Below are 16,580 nucleotides of genomic sequence, written 5' to 3' on the forward strand. Positions count from 1 at the left end.
GGTGACGGCTGACGTAGTTCAAATGATGGTTCACCCGATGCGAGCGAATCCATTGTCGTCGAACCTGTTGGATCGCACGGTCAACCCCGCACAGTGCGGGGGGCAGCCCTGTATTCGTGGCTACCGCATCCGTGTGATCGACGTGCTCGATCTGCTGGGTGCCGGCCAGAGCGTAGATGAAGTCCTCGAGGAGCTCGAGAACCTCGAACGCGAGGACATCCACGCCGTAATGCAGTACGCATCGCTCCTGATCCGTCGCAGCCCGGTCGCCGCGAGTCTGGTGATGGCGAGCGGCGGAGGGAATTACACTGAGGAGCGAGACGCGCTAATCGGCGATCTGACGCTGGAAGAGATCTCCGCGAGAGCCAGGCGCCTTCGTGGATCCGAGCTGTGAGAATCCTGGTCGTCGATGACGAGCGGGCGATCCGCTTTTCGCTCGTGGAGCTGCTGCAGGACGACGGGCACGAGGTGCGCGAGGCCGAGCACGCGCCCGCCGCCCTCGCCGCGCTGGAGCAGGCGCCCGCCGACCTCGTGCTTTCCGACCTCACCATGCCCGCCATGGATGGAATGGCGCTGCTGGAGGAGGTCCGCTCCCGCCATCCCGAAACCCTCTTCGTCCTGGTCACCGCGCACGGCGACGAGCGGACGGCGGTGCGCGCGCTGGGCCAGGGCGCGTACGGCTACGTTCCCAAGCCCTTCGACAACGACGAAATCCGCGCCGTCGTCCGCCGCGCGCGCGAAGTGCTTTCGCTGCGCGCCGAGAACGGGCGGCTGCGGCGCGAACTGGCGGGCGACTTCCGCGGGCTGATCGGCGACTCGGCGGCGCTGCGTGAGGTGGTGCGCGTCATCCAGCGGGCCGCGCCCACCGAGGCCACGGTGCTCGTCACGGGCGAGAGCGGCACCGGCAAGGAACTGGTCGCCCGCGCCGTGCACGCCGAGAGCCGGCGGCGCACGGGGCCGTTCATCGCCCTCAACTGCTCCGCGCTCCCCGGCGAGCTGGTGGAGCGCGAGCTGTTCGGCCACGTGCGCGGCGCCTTCACGGGCGCGGACCGCGACGCCGAGGGGCTCTTCGAGGCGGCCGACGGCGGCACGCTGTTCCTGGACGAGGTAGGCGACCTGGCCCCGCCCGCGCAGGCCAAGCTGCTGCGGGCGCTGGAGGAGCGGCAGGTGACGCGGCTGGGATCGACCAGGCCGGTGTCGGTTGACGTGCGGATGGTCGCGGCCACCAACCGCCCGCTGGAGGCGATGGCCGCGTCCGGCGCGTTCCGCGACGACCTCCTGTACCGGCTGCGCGTGATCGCCCTCCACATCCCCCCGCTGCGCGACCGGCGCGAGGACGTGATGCCGCTGGCGCTGCACTTCCTGGCGCACTTCGCCGGGCGCTACGGACGGCCCGTGCGCGGCTTTTCCGGCGCCGCGCGCCGTCTTCTGCTGTCCTACGATTGGCCGGGGAACGTGCGCGAATTGCGAAACGCGGTGGAGCGGGCGGTGGTGATGGCCGAGGAGGACGAGATCGGGGCGGCGGACGTGCCGCCGCAGCTGGCGGAGAGCCGCGCGCCCGTGGGGCCGGTGGATGCCGCGCTCGCCGATCTTCCTTTCGCCGAGGCGCGCGACCGGGCAATGGAGGCGTGGGAGCGGCGCTTTCTGGCCGCCGCGCTGGAGAGGCACGGCGACAATGTTTCCGCCACCGCCCGCGCGCTGGACCTGCACCGCCAGAGCCTGCAGAAGCGGCTGCGCGCGCTGGGGCTGACGCGCGAAGGGCCGGCGGACGGACCCGGCCCATCGGCGTAGCACCGGCCAGCCGGATCGAGGGCGGTAAACAGCGAGCCGCGGAGGCGCATCCAGCACCTCCGCGGCTCGATTAGTCTTACGCGGTTGCGATCAGGGTGCCGCCGCTCGTGGCGCCGCGTCGTCGAAGGTGCCCCAGCGGCGGTACCAGTCCATCATGTACAGCTGCGTCCGCATCCAGTTGGAGGGCCGCGAGCCGGTGCCGTGGTACTCACCGGCGAAGCGGAGCAGGGTGGTGGGAACGCCCCGCATCTTCAGCGCGGCGAAGTATTCCTCGGACTGCGGCATGGGGGTGCGCAGGTCCAGCTCGCCGGTCATGATCAGCGTGGGGGTCTTTACGTTGCCCACGTACATCAGGGGCGACTGCTTCAGCCAGGCCTGCGGATCTTCCCAGAAGGGCTTGTCGAAGAAGTTCGCCGTGAACAGCGGAACGTCGGTCTGGCCCGCGAAGCTCAGCCAGTTGATCACCGGGCAGCGCACGGCCGCCGCGCGGAAGCGCTCGGTGTGGCCGATCACCCAGCTGGTGAGCACGCCGCCGCCGCTGCATCCCCCCACGAAGAGGTTGGCCGGGTCCACGTACCCCTTGGCGATCACCGCGTCCACACCCGCCATCAGGTCGTCGTAGTCCACGCTGGGGTACGCGCGCTGGATGGCGTTGCCGAACTCGGTTCCGTACCCTGTGCTTCCGCGCGGGTTGGTATACAGCACCACGAAGCCGTTCGCGGCGAAGTTCTGGAACATCGTGTTGAAGCCCACGTTGTACATGGAGTGCGGCCCCCCGTGGATCTCCATGATCAGTGGGTACTTGCGCGCCGGGTCGAACGACGGGGGCTTCACGATCCACCCCTGCACCCGCGCCCCGCCCGACGAGGTGTACCAGATCTCCTCGACTTCGCCCAGGGCCACGTTCTGCAGCACGTCGTCGTTCACCCGCGTCAGGCGCGTGACCTCGGCCGGGTTGCGCGCCTCGAAGCGCACCACGTCGCCCGGCTCACGGGCCGTGCTGCGTACCCCCACGCCCACGCCGCCGCGGGACAGGGAGTTGAGCGTGAGCATCTGCGCCCCCCGGGTCACCGGCCGCACGCCGCCCTGGAGCGGGGCGAAGTAGACGTTGCTGGCTCCTTCGCTCTGGGCCGTGAAGTACACGCCGCCGCCGTTCGCGGCCCAGACCAGGTTGTCGGGATCGCGGTCGAAGTTCCCGGAGATGCGCCGGATGCCCCCGCCGTCCGCGCGCATCAGCCACAGGTCGCCCGCGCGGTAGCTCATCCGCGAGTACGGCGCGCCCACGAAGGCGATCTGGCTGCCGTCGGGCGAAACCACCGGCTTTCCCCAGGTTCCGCGCTCGGGCGTCAGCTGGCGCACCGCGCCGCTCGCCACGTTCACCGCGTACAGGTACGAGTCGCGGTAGATGCTGTCGGGGTTCTCTACCTTCAGCCCCTCCACCACGACGGTCCGGCCGTCGGGCATCCAGTCCCAGGCCACGCCGCCGGGAAGCTGGTCGAAGCGCGAGCCCAGGCTCCAGTCGCCCGTCGTCACCTGACGCGCCGTTCCGCCGTCGGCCGGAACCACGAACAGGTGAACGTTGCCCGCCTTCAGAAACCCCTGCCGGTCGGCCCGGTAGTGCAGCCGGTTGACCACGCGGGGCGCCTCCGTCCACTGCGCACCCGCGGGCGCGGCGGGCAGGTCGATCTTCCAGGGCGTTTCCTGCGGCACGAACTGCGTAAAGCCCAGCGAGCGTCCGTCGGGCGACCAGCGCACGTTGGCGGGGTTCTCGGAAAGGCGGGTGACCTGGGTGGCGCCCTCGGCATCCAGGTACTTCACCCACACCTGCGTTCCCTTGGGCTCTCCCTCGGCTAGGTAGGCGATGCGGGTTCCATCCGGCGACCACGTGGCGTTGGATCCGTTCACCAGGAATCGGTTGCGGGTTCCGTCGGCGTTCACGATCCACAGGCTGGATTCCCACCGGTCCTTGAGCTTGTCCACCCAGCGGCGGGTGTAGACCACGTGGCGGCCGTCGGGAGAGATCTGCGGATCGGCGACCGTCTCGAAGTCCAGGATGCGCGCGGTGGTGAACAGCGAGTCGGAGCGAACCTCCTGCGCGGCGCCGGGGAGCGGGGCAACGCCCGCGGCCAGCACCAGCGCGACGGCGGCCGCCGCCGGACGGAGAGTGTACATGGGGTTCCTTTGCCATCGGCGAATGGAAACGGGCGACTGCTCCATCGTAGAGACCATCGCGCCGGGCGGCAAGCGTCGCCGTCGTGGCCAGCCGCCACACCCCGGCGGGAACAGAAAGCCGCGGAGGCGCACTCAGCACCTCCGCGGCTCATCGATTCCTCGCATCCCGACCGGGAAGCCGCCTCAGTTCCGCAGCGCCGCGGCAAGGCGCGTGGCGATCTGCTGCTCCAGCTCGCCGGTGGACACGCAGCGGACGGCGCCGGTGCTCCCTCCCTCCACCGATGTCGCCCAGCCGGCCACCTCCGTGGTTACATCCGACTTTCCCCCGGCCGAGGCGGTCAAGCGGCTGACGATGGAAAGCTGAATGCGGTGCCCGGAGGCCGAGGAGGGCCCCGCGCCGTCGTTGCCGCACCGCACCAGGTCGCGCGTGCGCCGCTCGCCGATGCGCACCTGCGTAACGCGCTGCGCGCCGTACCTGTGCGTCGCGGGGTCCACCAGGTCCGCATGCAGGCCGAGCGAGGCGTACACCTGCGGCAGCGCGGCCCAGGCATCGTCCCGCGAGCCGTTCAGTGACACGGGCGTTCCGGGGTCGGCGGCGCTGAGCTGAATGCGAATGCCGCCCCCGGTTTCCTGGATGTGCGCGGGCAGGGCGGCGGGCCGGTCCTGGGCGGGTTCGGCCGCGGGCGCGCAGGCAGCCAGCGAGAGTGTGACGAGCGGAACCCAGGAACGAAGCATCGGCCCTCCGTGCGATGTGGGTAGCGGATGGATCCGGGCGGCGCGGCGACGCTAGGACGGGTCCATCCCGTCCCGCTGCTCCTGCGGCGAAACGGCGGCGCGCAGCAGCAGCCACATCTCCGACTCGCTGAAGCCCGTCCAGTCCGCGGGAAGCGGATAGAAGCGGCGCGTCACCTCGCCGCATTGAAAGCACAGCCAACCGCCCACCATCAGCTCGGGAAGCGACTGGCTGGACCGGGAAACGTCGGGGACGACCTCCCACACGGTCCACGCAACTCCGTCGGGGTCGTTGAAGGTGCGAAGCGTCATCGGCGGCGGGCGGACGCGCGGGCCGACGGCTCCCGCTCGGGTTCGGTGCTCTCGGCGTGCGTGTGTCTCGCAATTATGCTGTGCGCCGCCCGGCAGGGCAACGAAGTCCTTCCTCGCTCACGCGGAGCCGCGGAAAAAAGCAGAGAGCCGCGGAGAGCGTCGAAGCCCTCCGCGGCTCATCCGTTTCTCCGCGGCTCCGCGTCATACGTCTGTCGACGCGAAGCAGGATCAGTCTTCCGCCATGATGCCCAGCAGCTGGCGGAGCGTCGTTTCGCCGCGGTCGCGGGCGTACCAGGTGCGGACGTCGCGGTAGATGTCGTCCGACGCGCGGATGCCGGCCCGCTTTTCTCGCAGCACGAACTCCTGCAACTCCGCCGGGCGCGGGCCCCAGTGCCCCGCCACCGTCCCGTCCTCGCGCAGCACGATCGCGATGGGAATGGAGCGCGAGCCGTTGGTCAGGAACGCATCCATCAGCTCCGGGTTCTCGTCGCGCTTGGCCACGCGCAGCTCCACCCGGGGAAGCGCTTCGGCCAGGCGCGCCACCCAGGGGATGGTGTTGAACGCGTCGCCGCACCAGTCCTCGGAGATCACCAGGATCCGCCACCGCCCGCCGATCTCCTGCCCGCGCTGCACGGCCCACTCCGGCGCCCGGGCGCGCTGCCAGGTGCCCTTCCACATCCCTGCGTGCTTCACCACCTCGCGGTTCAGGTAGTCGTCCCAGCTGAACGCATCGTCCCAGCAGGCCTGCAGGTCCGGCTCCGTCGTCGTCGCCATCATCATCGCTCCCTCGTCCACGCGTTCCCGCCACCTGGGAGAGATCGCGTGCAAATGCCACGCTGGCGGGCGCCGGGTGCGCGCCGCTCGCTGCTGCATGATCGTACACCGGTCGGCGGACGAGGATCGGCGCGGCGAGGTGTCGATACGCTGCAAGTGCTTGCACGAGGGCAGGATGCGCCGGATGGAACCCGCGCGGGCGGCATCGCGCGGGGTGGGCGGGGCGGCAGCGTTCTTGCAAACGGCCTCGGCACCGCGGCGGTCCGGTGCCGCAGGCTCTTCGAACCATCAACGGTGCAGCCCATGATCAGCAGACAGGATCTCGAACGCCTGATTCAGCGCCAGGACGGGGACAAGCCGGTGCTGTCGCTGTTCCTCGACATGTCGGTCGACAGCAACAACAAGCGAAACCACCTCGTGTTCCTGGGGCAGCGGCGCGGCGACTTCGCCGAGCTCGAAAACATCACCATTCCCACCGGCAGCGGAAGCGAGACGGGCGTCGGGAGCCTGTACGAGCGCATCCTCGGCTGGTGCGAAAACGAGTTCGACGAGCAGAACCGCGGCGTGGTGATCTACGCCGAAGTGGGCGGCGACTGGTTCGAGGCCCTGCAGTTTCCCGTGTCGGTGCAGAACCGGATGGTGGTCAGCGACCGCCCGGTGATCGGTCCGCTGGCGCAGGTGCTGACCACGTACGAGCACTACGGCGTGGTGCTGCTGGACCGCGAGCACGTGCGCATTCTCAGCGTGTACCTGGGAACGCTGCTCGACGAGCTGGAGTTCCGGGGCGACCCGCTGCCGGTGCCCAGCAACGTCAAGGCGGGCGGCTACTCGCAGACGCGCTACCAGCGGCGCAAGCGCGAGGAGATGAAGCACTTCTTCAAGGACTTCGCCACCGAGGTCGAGAAGTTCGTGCACCGCTTCCATCCCGCCAGCCTGGTGCTGCTGGGTACGGACGAGAACGTCGCCCGGTTCCGCGAATTCCTTGCGGACAACGTGCAGCAGATGATCGGGCACACCGGTCCCATGCCGGTGGACCAGGCGGCGTCGGAGGTGCTGGCCCGGCTGGAGCCGCACCTGCGCGCCGACCATGAGCGGCACGACCGCGAGCTGCTGGAGCAGGTGCGCGACCGCGCCGCCCACGACTACCTGGCCACGGCCGGGGTGCAGGGCACGCTCACGGCGCTGCAGGAGGGCAAGGTCGACACGCTGGTGCTGCCGCGCGACGGGCAGATCCAGGGCGTGCGCTGCAGCCAGTGCGGCTTCGTCTTCGTCCGCGACGTCAGCCGCTGCCCGTACGACGGGTCGGAGTCGCTGGAGCAGGTGGACGTGATGGAGGAGATGGTGCGGCTGGCCCAGCAGCAGGAGGCGGAGATCCAGTTCGCCGACGCCAACGCCATCGCCGACCTCCGCGGCGCCGCGGCCCTGCTGCGGTTCTGATCCACCGATCGGGCAGGGGAGGCCACGAAGGCCCGGGAGACTCGCTCTCCCGGGCCTTCGCTAATTCCCGATCCGGTGGGTCCACTAGGTCAGACGACGCTCCCAAGCCCGACGACGCCCTAAAGCCTGTCATGGCCCAGGCGCACCGAACCAGCCCGCACACGGATCGTCGCGGGCCGAAGGATCTAGCCGCGGCGGGCACGAAGCCAGGGCGCGGCAGCGGTCACCGTAGCCGAGGCCTCGGCTGTGCGGGGGCGAATGAATTCGCGACAACGACGGCCCGAAGTCCGCCTTCGCGGACTGCACCGCCAACCGGCGCGCTAATCGCGAAGCGTCACTCGGAACGCGGTTTGCGCCCGCCCCGGCGAACCATGCACGGGAGCGCGGATGCGGGACGGGAGAGGCGTGAGCGAGGGGGACGAGCGGGAGGTCGACGGCTGCCTGGACGCGCGGGAGCGCGCCGCCGTCGCCGAGCTGGTGACGCAGGTGCGCCAGCGCGTGCGCGCCGAGCTGGTGCACGCGGTCCTGTTCGGTTCCAAGGCGCGGCGGCAGGCGCGTCCCGACTCCGACGTGGACGTGCTGCTGATCTGGCGCCGGCTGCCCCCCGACCGCGAGCCCCAGGCCGGCCACGCCGAGGCGATCGCCGAAGAGGTGGCGGCGCGCACCGGCGTGGATGTCGGCGTGTGGTCCGTCTCGCTCCAGGACCTGCGCCAGGGCTGCCGCACGCCCATGCTGGTGGACGCGCTGGACGACGCCGTGCCGCTCTGGCCCCCGCACACGCACCTCCCCGCGGTCCCGTTCACCCCCGACGACGCACGGTTCTGCACGTCGCGGCTGCTGGACCGCGTCGACGAAGGCAGCGCGGAAGTCGTGCGGAGCCTCAAAGAGGGGTCGGACGCGTGGGTGCGCCGCGTGCGCGACGACCTGGTCAGGCTGTGCACCGCGGCGCTGCTGCTGGCGGGCGACACCCGCCCACGTCGGGGCGACGCCGTCCGCCGTTTCCTGGAACGCACCCCGCGCCTCCCCCTGTCCCCGGCCGAGCGGGCGGCCCTGGCCTGGGCGGCGCGCTCGTATCCGGCGGGGCACGTGGAGCTCGACGACACGACTCCCGTTCCGCCACCGCCGGTGGACGTCGACACGCTGCTGGACCTGGTGGACGGGGTGCGCGCGCTCGTGGTTCGCCGAGGCCGGCAGGTGGCGCGGGGCGGGGGATTCCACCGCGGCTGAACGGGGGACGACCGGCGCGGCTCTTGCTATCCATCCCCCGGGCCGAACCCCGGCCGACACGTGGGAAATCCAACGTACGACGCAAGATGAAGCTCTTTCAGCGCGATACGCGCCAGCGGCGCAGCCTGGGTGCGCTGTTCGCCGTAACGTTCGTCGTCGCGATGCTGCTCACCGCCTTCTTCCACACGCAGGTGGTGGCGGGCGAGCAGTACGCCATGCGTTCCGAGGAAAACCGCCTGCGGGGCATTCCCATCCCGGCGCCCCGCGGCACCATCCTGGACCGCAACGGCGACGTGGTGGCCACCAGCATCACCTCGTACTCGCTGGCCGTGCTGCCGGGCGACAGCGCGGTGGTGCTGCAGACGCTGAACGACCTGGCTCCGTTCCTGGGGCTGGCCGCCAGCGACATCGAAACGCTGATGGCCAAGCGCAATCGCCGCCCGCACGACCTGCTGGAGGTGACGAACCGCGCCACCTTCTCGCAGGCCGCGGCCATCGAGGAGCGCCGCGCCGCGTTCAGCAACCTGATGGTGGTGGAGCGGCCCCAGCGCTACTACCCGGCGGGCGCCGCCATCGGCCACCTGTCGGGCTACGTCACCGAGATTACCAAGGAGCAGCTGGAGCTTCCGGAGTTCCGGCAGGCCGGCTACAAGCAGGGGCGGCTGATCGGGCAGGCGGGGATCGAAAAGCAGTACGAGCTGGTCCTGGCCGGCCGCGACGGCGCACGCTTCGTGGAGGTGGACGCAAAGGGTCGCGTGGTGGACCCGCGTTCCACCGTGGGCGCGCAGGCCCCCGTCGCCGGCAACTCCATGAAGCTGACGCTGGACCTGGACCTGCAGGAGTACACGCACAGCATTTTCCCGGACACCATGAAGGGCGCCGTGGTGGCGATGGTGCCCAGCACGGGCGAAATCCTGGCGCTGTACAGCCACCCCACGTACGACCCCAACGCCTTCGTGGGCCGCATTCCGCCGCGGCTGTGGGGCGCGCTGAACACCGATCCGCGCCTGCCGATGTACAACCGGACGATCTCGGCGCAGTACCCGCCGGCGTCCACCTTCAAGACCATCACGGCGGCCATCGGCGTGCAGCGCGGCATCCTGAAGGCGGGTACGCGGATGCCCATCTCCTGCACGGGCGGCATGGCATACGCGGGGCGGTACTCGCGCTGCTGGAACCGGCAGGGGCACGGAAATGTGGACCTGGCCGGGGCCATCGAGGAGTCGTGTAACGTCTACTTCTACCAGGTAGGCATCCGCATCGGCCTCAACGAGCTGACGCGCGCGGGCGTGCGGCTGGGCTTCACCAAGCAGACGGGCATCGACCTGCCCGCCGAAAAGCCCGGCATCTTCCCCACGGGGCTGGACTGGTACAAGGAGCACTTCGGCGTGCCGCCGGTGCCCAGCGACGTGATGAGCCTGGCCATCGGGCAGGGCCCCAACTCGCAAACGCCGCTGCGGATGGCGTACGTGTACAGCGCGCTGGCCGGCAACGGCACCGCCCCGGCGCCACGCCTGGTCGCGGGCGACACCATCGACCGTGGCGAAGGCATCGACCTGGGGATCGACGCGACGGGGCTGCAGGCGCTGTGGGAGGGGCTGCGGCTGGTGACGGAAGAGCAGGGCACCGCCCTGCAGTCCAGCCTGGCGCGCTACAAGCTGTACGGAAAGACGGGCACCGCGCAGAACCCGCAGGGCGACGACCACGGCTGGTTCGTGGGCTTCGCGGGCCGGCCGGACAACCACCCCGACATCGTGGTGGCGGTGATCGTGGAGCACGGGCTTCACGGCGACGCGGCGGCCCCGCTGGGCGCCAAGGTGGCCAACTTCTACCTCGACAAGAAGTACGGCCACCCGTTCGACCCGCAGCCCACGCTGGGCGAGCGCTGGCGCGCGGGCCGGGCCGGCACCGACGGGCAGTGGGATACGCCCAACCGGCGCCTGACGCCTCGCGCCTCCACCGGAGGCAGCGAGTCCGGCAACCGCGCGCGCCGCGAATCGCGCGAGCGGGGGAACGATACGCCCCGGCAGGAGCGCGCCGACTCCGGCGACAGGAATTAGAACGCGTAGCGGACGAACACGAGCCGGCGGTGGTCCCTCGCGGGGCCGCCGCCGGCTTTCTCGTACGCGCCGGGGCTTGATTTTGGGAACGCGCGACGGCTTCTTTCGGTACGAAGCTCCGTTCGCAACGACGCCTCAACCGGACAACGCCACCCATGATCAGCATGACGATGCGCCGGAGGTTCGCGCTGATTCCCTTGCTCTTCGCCGCCTCCGCCTGCTCCGACATCACCGGCGGCGGGGAGGCGGTGGCCGGCCTGGTAATCGAGGACGCGGGCGGAACTGCGCTGGTCACCGTCGGCGCCACGGGCGTCACGGGTACTCTCTCCGTAAACCAGGGCGCCGAGCGCGACCTGGAGGTGGTGCTGCTGAGTGCCGCGGGGGTCCCGGTGGGCCTGGGCCTGTCGCAATCCATCCGGGTGACGGTGGTCAACAGCCAGGTAGCGGCCTGGGAGGGCACGGATGGGACGTCGGGGACGCTGGTCGGTCGCAGCCGCGGCAACACCACGCTTCGCGTGGACGTCATTTCCGCGGGCGCCGTCGACTACGGCTCGCCCTCGATCCCCGTCCGGGTGAACTGACGCCGGCGCCCCGGCCTCGCTGGGGCGAATGAATTCGCGGCAACGACGGCCCGAAGTCCGCCTTCGCGCACTGCAGGCACGGTCGAGGTGCACGGGGGCAAGCCGGAGCGCGATCGAATTCTCCCTTTCCCCCGCTTGCGGGGGAGAGGGCCGGGGAGAGAGGGCTGCCGGGGGCATGCGCCGGGCTCGCCGAAGCGCACCTTTCCTCCCCCGCGGCGAGTGCACGAAACCACTCGGAGCCGAGTTCAGGTCCCCCTCTCCCCCGATCCCTGCCCGCCGGAACTCAGTCGTGGTGCGCGGGGCAGCCGCAGTGGTGGCACGAGGCCTGGTGCCGCAGGTGGCCGTTCCACAGCATCCCCGCGGCCAGGATCAGCCCGCCCGCCACGTGCGCCGCCTGCTCGGCCCCACCCGCGACGCCGATCGTCTCCGCCACTGCCCACACGCCCATCCCCAGCGCCATCGGCACGAGGACAATCGTACGGCCGTGGGCGCGAAGCCCGGACCACGCCATGGCGGCCGCCAGCACGGCCGAGGCGAACTGCACCGCGTGCTCCGCGGCGGGGGCGATCGCGAACGCCGGCGCGACGACCGTGAGCAGCGGCGCGGCGATGCAATGGACCGAGCACAGCAGCGGAAGCGCAGCCGCCCAGCCGAACGCAGGCGCCGTGCGGGCGCGCGCGGGAGTGGTGCTCATCGAAAAACCCGTACTCGTGCGGAAAAGAAGAACGCCCCGGAGCGCGACGTGCGCTCCGGGGCGGCAAGGATAACGGATCGGAGGGCTTGTTGCAAGTCTTTCGCAACTAGGGGCGGCACCCGGCGCAGCGGCCGTGAAAGGTCAGCCGGTGGTGGTCTACCGCGAAGCCGTACTCGCGCTCGATGCGCTCCAGCACCGCGCGGTCCAGGCCGCAGACGGACACCGTGCGGATGGTGCCGCAGGCGTCGCAGCGCAGGTGGTGCGAGTGGCGGTCGTCCGCCACGAGTTCGAACCGCTCCGCGCCACCCGTGACCACCGTCCGCGCGACGCCCAGCTCCACGAGCCAGTGAAGGGTCCGATAGACGGTGGCCAGGTCGGTCTCCGCCGCCGCCAGCGCCTCGTGGATCGCGCGGGCGCTGACGGGCCCACCTGCGCGCGCCATCTCACGCACCACGGCGCGGCGCGGCTGGGTCAGCCGGTGCCCTCGCCCCGAGATCAGCTCCAGGATCTGCTGCTCCACTGCGTGCCTCCGATGGTCCGTGAGCCCGGAAAGCTATGCTCATCCGCATGGCGCGCAACGGCTTGGGGAAACCCGGAGGAACTCCCCGCCGCGGCCGGTACCGCCATCCTTGACCTGAACTCGGCGAGTGCCTTATCTTCAGCACCGTCTGGAGGTAGCGGGAAGCACAATTTTTGAGCCAACACTTTTGAAGCCGGGGCTGCCTTTTGCGGCAGACGCCACGCCCGCAGGGGAAGGCGGAACGCCGCGGAGAAGCCACCGCAACATGTCCCTGACATGGCTTCAAAAATCCTTCCCGTTGCCGCCCGGTTCAGGCCGGCCCCGCCCCGCGGGGCTGGCCTTTTCTTCGCATTCACCCCGGCTCCCAGGCACGCGTGGCAACGGTTCGCGTAACTCGCCGGCTGCACTTCAGCGCGGCGCACCGGCTGCACAACCCGGCCTTCTCCGACGAGGAGAACCGCCGCGTGTTCGGCCCGTGCAACCATCCCAACTGGCACGGCCACAACTACGAGCTCGACGTGACGGTCGAGGGCCAGCCGAACCCCGATACGGGGTACGTGGTGGACTTGGGCCTGCTGCGCGACGCCGCCGAGGCGGTGGTGGCAGACCTTGACCACCGCAACCTGAACCTGGACGTGCCTTGGCTGCGGGACGTGATCCCGTCCACGGAAAACCTGGTCGTAGCACTGTGGCACCGGCTTGCCCCGGTCGTACCCGCCGGCCGGCTGGTGAAGCTGACACTTTGGGAAACCCCGCGGAACTCCGCGGAATATTCGGGAGAATAGATGTCGGACGGAACGGAAGCGGCGGGCCACACCGGCGCGGAGTTCGCGGGCCTGGTGAAGGGCATGCTCGAGGCCCTGGGCGAAGATCCCGAGCGCGACGGCCTGCTGAAGACCCCCGAGCGGGTGGAAAAGAGCCTGCGCTGGCTGACGCGCGGCTACGCCCTGTCGGTGCAGGACGCCGTGGGCGACGCCATCTTCGACGAAGACCATCACAACATGGTCATCGTCAAGGACATCGAGATGTATTCGATGTGCGAGCACCACATGCTGCCGTTCTTCGGCAAGGTGCACGTGGCTTACATCCCCAACGGCAAGATCGTGGGGCTGAGCAAGCTGCCGCGCGTGGTGGAGATCTTCGCGCGCCGGCTGCAGGTGCAGGAGCGGCTGACGGAGCAGATTGCCCGCGCGCTGATGGACGTGCTGGAGCCGCAGGGCGTGGGCGTGGTGATCGAGGCCGCGCACCTGTGCATGATGATGCGCGGCGTGGAAAAGCAGAACTCGCGCACGATCACGAGCGCCATGAAGGGCGTGTTCCTGAGCGACCTGGGCGCGCGCGAAGAATTCCTGCGGCTGGTGCGGGGCAGGGACTAGGACACTTCAGGGTTGGGTGCGCGAGGGTTGGTCTGGCGCCGCGGAATGCGCCGATCCAGGCCTCCCCCGGCTGGAAGTCCGAACGTCTGCACGGTGAGTGTTCGTCCATTGATCGGCAGCACCTTTCCTCCACCAACCACATCATCATCCAATGCCAGAACCGGCTCAGGGGAACGGGATGGAGGGGCTGAAGGGAAAGACGGCGCTGGTGACGGGGGCCTCCAGCGGCATCGGGCTGGCGGTGGCGCGCGAGCTTGCGGCCGCGGGCGCCTGGGTGGGCCTGGTGGCGCGCTCGCCCGAGCCGCTGGCACGCGCCGCCGCCGAGGTGGGCGGCCACGCCATGCCCGCCGACGTGGGCACCCACGAGGGCGTGCACACCCTCGCCACCTACGTGGCCGAGCTGCTCGGCGACGCGCCCGACCTGATCGTCGGGGCCGCGGGGGCCTTTTCGCTCGCGCGGCTGGACCGCGCCGACCCCGCGGACTTCGACCGGATGCTGGCCGCCAACCTGCGCGGCCCGTTCCTGATGATCCGCGCCTTTCTGCCGCCCATGCTGCGGCGCGGCACCGGGCACTTCATTCACCTGGGCTCCGTCGCCGGCCGCGTGGCTTTTCCGGAGAACGGCGGGTATTCCGCCTCCAAGTTCGGCCTGCGCGGCCTGCACGAGGTGCTGCTGGCCGAGCTGCGCGGAACGGGCGTGCGCGCCACGCTGGTGGAGCCGGCGGCCACCGACACGCCCCTGTGGAACCCCGTGAACCCGGACGAGCGCGCCGACCTTCCGTCGCGCGCGTCCATGATGCGCCCCGAAGACGTGGCGCGCGCCGTGGTGTTCGCGGTGTCGCAGCCCCCGGGCGTGCAAATCCCCAGCATCGCCGTAGAAGCAGCCGGCTGAAAGCCCATGTTCCTGCTGAACGTAAAGGCCTCGTACGACTCCGCGCACTTCCTTCGCGACTACAAGGGAAAGTGCGAAAACCTCCATGGCCACCACTACGTCGTCGAGGCCGGCCTGGCCTTCGAAGACGTGGGCGAAGGGGGCATGGCGTTCGACTTCGGCGACGCGAAGCGCCACCTGCGCGCCATCGCCAACGAGCTGGACCACCGGAACATCAACGACGTCCCGCCCTTCACCGATCTGGAGCCCAGCGCCGAGAACCAGGCGCGGTGGATCTTCCAGGAGATGCAGGCGCGCCTAGGGCCCGAGGGCCAGAACCTGGTCTACGTAAAGGTTTGGGAAACCCCCAACCAGTGGGCGCAGTACTCCCTTAAGCCTACCTGGTAGGCTGCGATGTACATCCTGCTGACGGACGCCCTCACGTGCCCGCGCTGCGGACCCGGGTTCGGGCTGCTGGTGCAGGCCGACCGCCTGGAGGAGCGCCGCGTGGTTGAGGGACGGCTGGGCTGCGCCAACTGCCGCGAAACCTACGCCATCGGCGGCGGCGTCGCCCACCTTTCCCTCGGTTCCGCGACAGGGGCGGATGTCCCCGCCGACCCACCCGCCGACGACCCGGAGGCGCCGGTGAAGCTCGCCGCGCTGATGGGGCTGGCCGGGGCGCGGGGACTGGTGATGCTGGAGGGTCCCGGGGGGCGTCACGCGGCGGCCCTCGCGACGCTGGTGCCCGAGGTGGAAGTCGTCGCGGTCGGTGCCGGCTCCGCGACGCCTCCCGCGATGGAGCCGGGGGTCAGCCGGGTGAGGGCCGGTGCCGCGCTGCCCTTTCGCGACGGGGCGATGCGCGGCGCGGCGCTCACGAGCGGGGCGGGCGACGATCGGCTCCGCGAGGCGCTGCGGGTGCTGGCGCCGGGCGCCCGCCTGCTGGTGGACCCCGCGGACGCCGAAACGGCCGCGCGGCTGCGTGGGCTGGGCGCGCAGGTGATGCTGGAGCAGGAGGACGTGGTGGTGGCCGCGGCGCCCGGGCGGCCGGTGCAGCTGGGCCCCTCGCGGCGGGGCTGACACGCGCTCCGCTCGGTTGCGGGAGCGGCCCTTCGCCAGTAGCTTGGGAACCTTCGGGGCGCGGCCGGCGCGCCGCGCCGAGCGCGTCCCGCCGGCGGTCCGAGCCGCGCCTCAGCGGCCCACAGACAAGTCCTTCTCGCATCTCCACTTCGTGGCTATGTCCTGGTTCACGAACCTGATCGGCGGCCGCTCCGGCTCGCAGGAGCGGGAGCCGGATTACTACGAGGAGGGCACGGTCCTGCTCCACCAGGAGAAGTACCACGAGGCCCTTACCTCGTTTCGGCTGGCGCTCCGCGAAAGCCCCAACGACACCGACGTCCTGCAGCAGATCGCGGTGACGTACACGCGCATCGGCATGACCGACGAGGCGCTGAAGACCTACCGCCGCGTGCTGGAACTGAAGCCCCACGCGTCCGGCGCCCACTACGGCCTCGCCTTTTTGCTGCTTCAGCAGGGGCAGCAGGACCAGGCCGTGGCGCACCTGCGGGCGTTCCTGGCGCGGCCCCCGCAAACGCCAAACGCGCAGCGCCACATCAGCCACGCCAGGCAGACGCTGGCCGAGCTGACGGGCGAGGGCGAAGGCTCGCCGGAGCTTCAGCTTCCGCTGTGAGTGGCGAAGAGGCCTCGAGGATCGTCATCGCCTTCAGCACGGCGCCCGACCCCGCGACGGCCGAGCGGATCGCCCGCGCGCTGGTGGACGAAGGGCTGATCGCCTGCGCCAACCTGGTTCCCGGCCTCACCTCGGTGTACCGCTGGGAAGGGCAGGTGCACGCCGATCCCGAGGTGCTGCTGCTGATCAAGACCCGCCGGGAGAACGTGCCCCGGCTCAAGGAGCGGCTGCCGGAGCTGCACCCGTACCAGGTTCCGGAACTGGTGGTGGCGCCGGTGGAAGACGGGCTGGCGCCGTACTGCAGGTGGGTGATGGACGAAACGCGGCCGTAGGCACGGCGGCGGTG

19 protein-coding genes are annotated in these 16,580 nt (G+C 70.5%); 13 read left to right on the top strand and 6 right to left on the bottom strand.

Going from position 1 to position 16,580, the window contains the following annotated elements; all coding sequences use genetic code 11:
* Window position 1 precedes the first annotated feature (1 nt).
* Window positions 2-394 carry a DUF433 domain-containing protein gene (locus tag VGB24_RS25485; protein WP_331073688.1) on the top strand — a complete coding sequence of 131 codons (393 nt, stop codon included), beginning with the start codon at window positions 2-4 and terminating at the stop codon, window positions 392-394.
* The gene (locus VGB24_RS14640) at window positions 391-1,791 is read left to right on the top strand and encodes a sigma-54 dependent transcriptional regulator (RefSeq protein WP_331073689.1); all 1,401 of its coding nucleotides are present in this window, start codon (window positions 391-393) and stop codon (window positions 1,789-1,791) included. Before VGB24_RS25485 ends, VGB24_RS14640 begins: the two co-directional genes overlap by 4 nt.
* 90 nt (window positions 1,792-1,881) lie before the next feature.
* Here the strand turns inward: VGB24_RS14640 and VGB24_RS14645 are convergent, their stop codons facing one another.
* The 4 genes from VGB24_RS14645 to VGB24_RS14660 form a co-directional block, all read right to left on the bottom strand.
* Entirely contained in the window at window positions 1,882-3,963 is a 2,082-nt protein-coding gene (locus tag VGB24_RS14645; protein WP_331073690.1) for a S9 family peptidase, read from the bottom strand.
* 183 nt (window positions 3,964-4,146) lie between these two features.
* On the bottom strand, window positions 4,147-4,698 hold the full coding sequence (locus VGB24_RS14650; protein WP_331073691.1) for a hypothetical protein: 552 nt from the start codon (window positions 4,696-4,698) through the stop codon (window positions 4,147-4,149).
* Between the two features lie 51 nt (window positions 4,699-4,749).
* The gene (locus tag VGB24_RS14655) at window positions 4,750-5,007 is read right to left on the bottom strand and encodes a hypothetical protein (protein WP_331073692.1); all 258 of its coding nucleotides are present in this window, start codon (window positions 5,005-5,007) and stop codon (window positions 4,750-4,752) included.
* 228 nt (window positions 5,008-5,235) lie between these two features.
* On the bottom strand, window positions 5,236-5,787 hold the full coding sequence (locus tag VGB24_RS14660) for a thioredoxin family protein (protein WP_331073693.1): 552 nt from the start codon (window positions 5,785-5,787) through the stop codon (window positions 5,236-5,238).
* A 297-nt stretch (window positions 5,788-6,084) separates the two neighbouring features.
* Between VGB24_RS14660 and VGB24_RS14665 the strand changes: the two genes are divergently transcribed.
* From VGB24_RS14665 to VGB24_RS14680, 4 genes are all read left to right on the top strand, one after another.
* Window positions 6,085-7,218 (top strand): VLRF1 family aeRF1-type release factor, encoded by a 1,134-nt coding sequence (locus VGB24_RS14665; protein ID WP_331073694.1) that lies wholly within the window; start codon window positions 6,085-6,087, stop codon window positions 7,216-7,218.
* Between the two features lie 387 nt (window positions 7,219-7,605).
* Window positions 7,606-8,445 (top strand): nucleotidyltransferase domain-containing protein, encoded by an 840-nt coding sequence (locus tag VGB24_RS14670; protein ID WP_331073695.1) that lies wholly within the window; start codon window positions 7,606-7,608, stop codon window positions 8,443-8,445.
* Window positions 8,446-8,531: 86 nt separating this feature from the next.
* Window positions 8,532-10,505: a penicillin-binding protein 2 gene (mrdA, locus tag VGB24_RS14675; RefSeq protein ID WP_331073696.1), complete on the top strand. Its 1,974-nt coding sequence runs from the start codon at window positions 8,532-8,534 to the stop codon at window positions 10,503-10,505.
* A 155-nt stretch (window positions 10,506-10,660) separates the two neighbouring features.
* On the top strand, window positions 10,661-11,086 hold the full coding sequence (locus VGB24_RS14680) for a hypothetical protein (RefSeq protein ID WP_331073697.1): 426 nt from the start codon (window positions 10,661-10,663) through the stop codon (window positions 11,084-11,086).
* A 283-nt stretch (window positions 11,087-11,369) separates the two neighbouring features.
* Here the strand turns inward: VGB24_RS14680 and VGB24_RS14685 are convergent, their stop codons facing one another.
* Both VGB24_RS14685 and VGB24_RS14690 read right to left on the bottom strand, forming a co-directional pair.
* A complete protein-coding gene (locus tag VGB24_RS14685; protein ID WP_331073698.1) occupies window positions 11,370-11,780 on the bottom strand; it encodes a MerC domain-containing protein in 411 nt (136 codons plus the stop codon).
* A gap of 106 nt (window positions 11,781-11,886) precedes the next feature.
* Window positions 11,887-12,300: a Fur family transcriptional regulator gene (locus VGB24_RS14690; protein WP_331073699.1), complete on the bottom strand. Its 414-nt coding sequence runs from the start codon at window positions 12,298-12,300 to the stop codon at window positions 11,887-11,889.
* A gap of 374 nt (window positions 12,301-12,674) precedes the next feature.
* On the opposite strand from VGB24_RS14690, the gene VGB24_RS14695 reads away from it, so the two are divergent.
* The 7 genes from VGB24_RS14695 (at window position 12,675) to cutA (ending at window position 16,566) form a co-directional block, all read left to right on the top strand.
* Window positions 12,675-13,085 (top strand): 6-pyruvoyl trahydropterin synthase family protein, encoded by a 411-nt coding sequence (locus VGB24_RS14695; protein WP_331073700.1) that lies wholly within the window; start codon window positions 12,675-12,677, stop codon window positions 13,083-13,085.
* On the top strand, window positions 13,086-13,676 hold the full coding sequence (folE, locus tag VGB24_RS14700; RefSeq protein WP_331073701.1) for a GTP cyclohydrolase I FolE: 591 nt from the start codon (window positions 13,086-13,088) through the stop codon (window positions 13,674-13,676).
* Window positions 13,677-13,827: 151 nt separating this feature from the next.
* Window positions 13,828-14,568 carry an SDR family oxidoreductase gene (locus VGB24_RS14705; RefSeq protein WP_331073702.1) on the top strand — a complete coding sequence of 247 codons (741 nt, stop codon included), beginning with the start codon at window positions 13,828-13,830 and terminating at the stop codon, window positions 14,566-14,568.
* 6 nt (window positions 14,569-14,574) lie between these two features.
* Window positions 14,575-14,955 carry a 6-carboxytetrahydropterin synthase gene (locus VGB24_RS14710; protein ID WP_331073703.1) on the top strand — a complete coding sequence of 127 codons (381 nt, stop codon included), beginning with the start codon at window positions 14,575-14,577 and terminating at the stop codon, window positions 14,953-14,955.
* Between the two features lie 6 nt (window positions 14,956-14,961).
* A complete protein-coding gene (locus VGB24_RS14715; protein ID WP_331073704.1) occupies window positions 14,962-15,624 on the top strand; it encodes a hypothetical protein in 663 nt (220 codons plus the stop codon).
* Window positions 15,625-15,781: 157 nt separating this feature from the next.
* On the top strand, window positions 15,782-16,234 hold the full coding sequence (locus VGB24_RS14720) for a tetratricopeptide repeat protein (protein ID WP_331073705.1): 453 nt from the start codon (window positions 15,782-15,784) through the stop codon (window positions 16,232-16,234).
* Window positions 16,231-16,566, top strand: coding sequence for a divalent-cation tolerance protein CutA (gene cutA, locus VGB24_RS14725; RefSeq protein ID WP_331073706.1), 336 nt, complete (start codon window positions 16,231-16,233; stop codon window positions 16,564-16,566). Before VGB24_RS14720 ends, cutA begins: the two co-directional genes overlap by 4 nt.
* The last annotated feature ends 14 nt before the right edge of the window (window positions 16,567-16,580 follow it).

It is taken from the genome of Longimicrobium sp., assembly GCF_036399935.1.
Lineage (GTDB): Bacteria > Gemmatimonadota > Gemmatimonadetes > Longimicrobiales > Longimicrobiaceae > Longimicrobium.

What these genes read in the sequence shown, in the direction of transcription:
- VGB24_RS14645 (WP_331073690.1), bottom strand. Translation starts at nt 3,963, where the DNA reads ATGTACACTCTCCGTCCGGCGGCGGCCGCCGTCGCGCTGGTGCTGGCC.
- VGB24_RS14650 (WP_331073691.1), bottom strand. Translation starts at nt 4,698, where the DNA reads ATGCTTCGTTCCTGGGTTCCGCTCGTCACACTCTCGCTGGCTGCCTGC.
- VGB24_RS14655 (WP_331073692.1), bottom strand. Translation starts at nt 5,007, where the DNA reads ATGACGCTTCGCACCTTCAACGACCCCGACGGAGTTGCGTGGACCGTG.
- VGB24_RS14660 (WP_331073693.1), bottom strand. Translation starts at nt 5,787, where the DNA reads ATGATGATGGCGACGACGACGGAGCCGGACCTGCAGGCCTGCTGGGAC.
- VGB24_RS14665 (WP_331073694.1), top strand. Translation starts at nt 6,085, where the DNA reads ATGATCAGCAGACAGGATCTCGAACGCCTGATTCAGCGCCAGGACGGG.
- VGB24_RS14670 (WP_331073695.1), top strand. Translation starts at nt 7,606, where the DNA reads ATGCGGGACGGGAGAGGCGTGAGCGAGGGGGACGAGCGGGAGGTCGAC.
- mrdA (WP_331073696.1), top strand. Translation starts at nt 8,532, where the DNA reads ATGAAGCTCTTTCAGCGCGATACGCGCCAGCGGCGCAGCCTGGGTGCG.
- VGB24_RS14680 (WP_331073697.1), top strand. Translation starts at nt 10,661, where the DNA reads ATGATCAGCATGACGATGCGCCGGAGGTTCGCGCTGATTCCCTTGCTC.
- VGB24_RS14685 (WP_331073698.1), bottom strand. Translation starts at nt 11,780, where the DNA reads ATGAGCACCACTCCCGCGCGCGCCCGCACGGCGCCTGCGTTCGGCTGG.
- folE (WP_331073701.1), top strand. Translation starts at nt 13,086, where the DNA reads ATGTCGGACGGAACGGAAGCGGCGGGCCACACCGGCGCGGAGTTCGCG.
- VGB24_RS14705 (WP_331073702.1), top strand. Translation starts at nt 13,828, where the DNA reads ATGCCAGAACCGGCTCAGGGGAACGGGATGGAGGGGCTGAAGGGAAAG.
- VGB24_RS14710 (WP_331073703.1), top strand. Translation starts at nt 14,575, where the DNA reads ATGTTCCTGCTGAACGTAAAGGCCTCGTACGACTCCGCGCACTTCCTT.
- VGB24_RS14715 (WP_331073704.1), top strand. Translation starts at nt 14,962, where the DNA reads ATGTACATCCTGCTGACGGACGCCCTCACGTGCCCGCGCTGCGGACCC.
- VGB24_RS14720 (WP_331073705.1), top strand. Translation starts at nt 15,782, where the DNA reads ATGTCCTGGTTCACGAACCTGATCGGCGGCCGCTCCGGCTCGCAGGAG.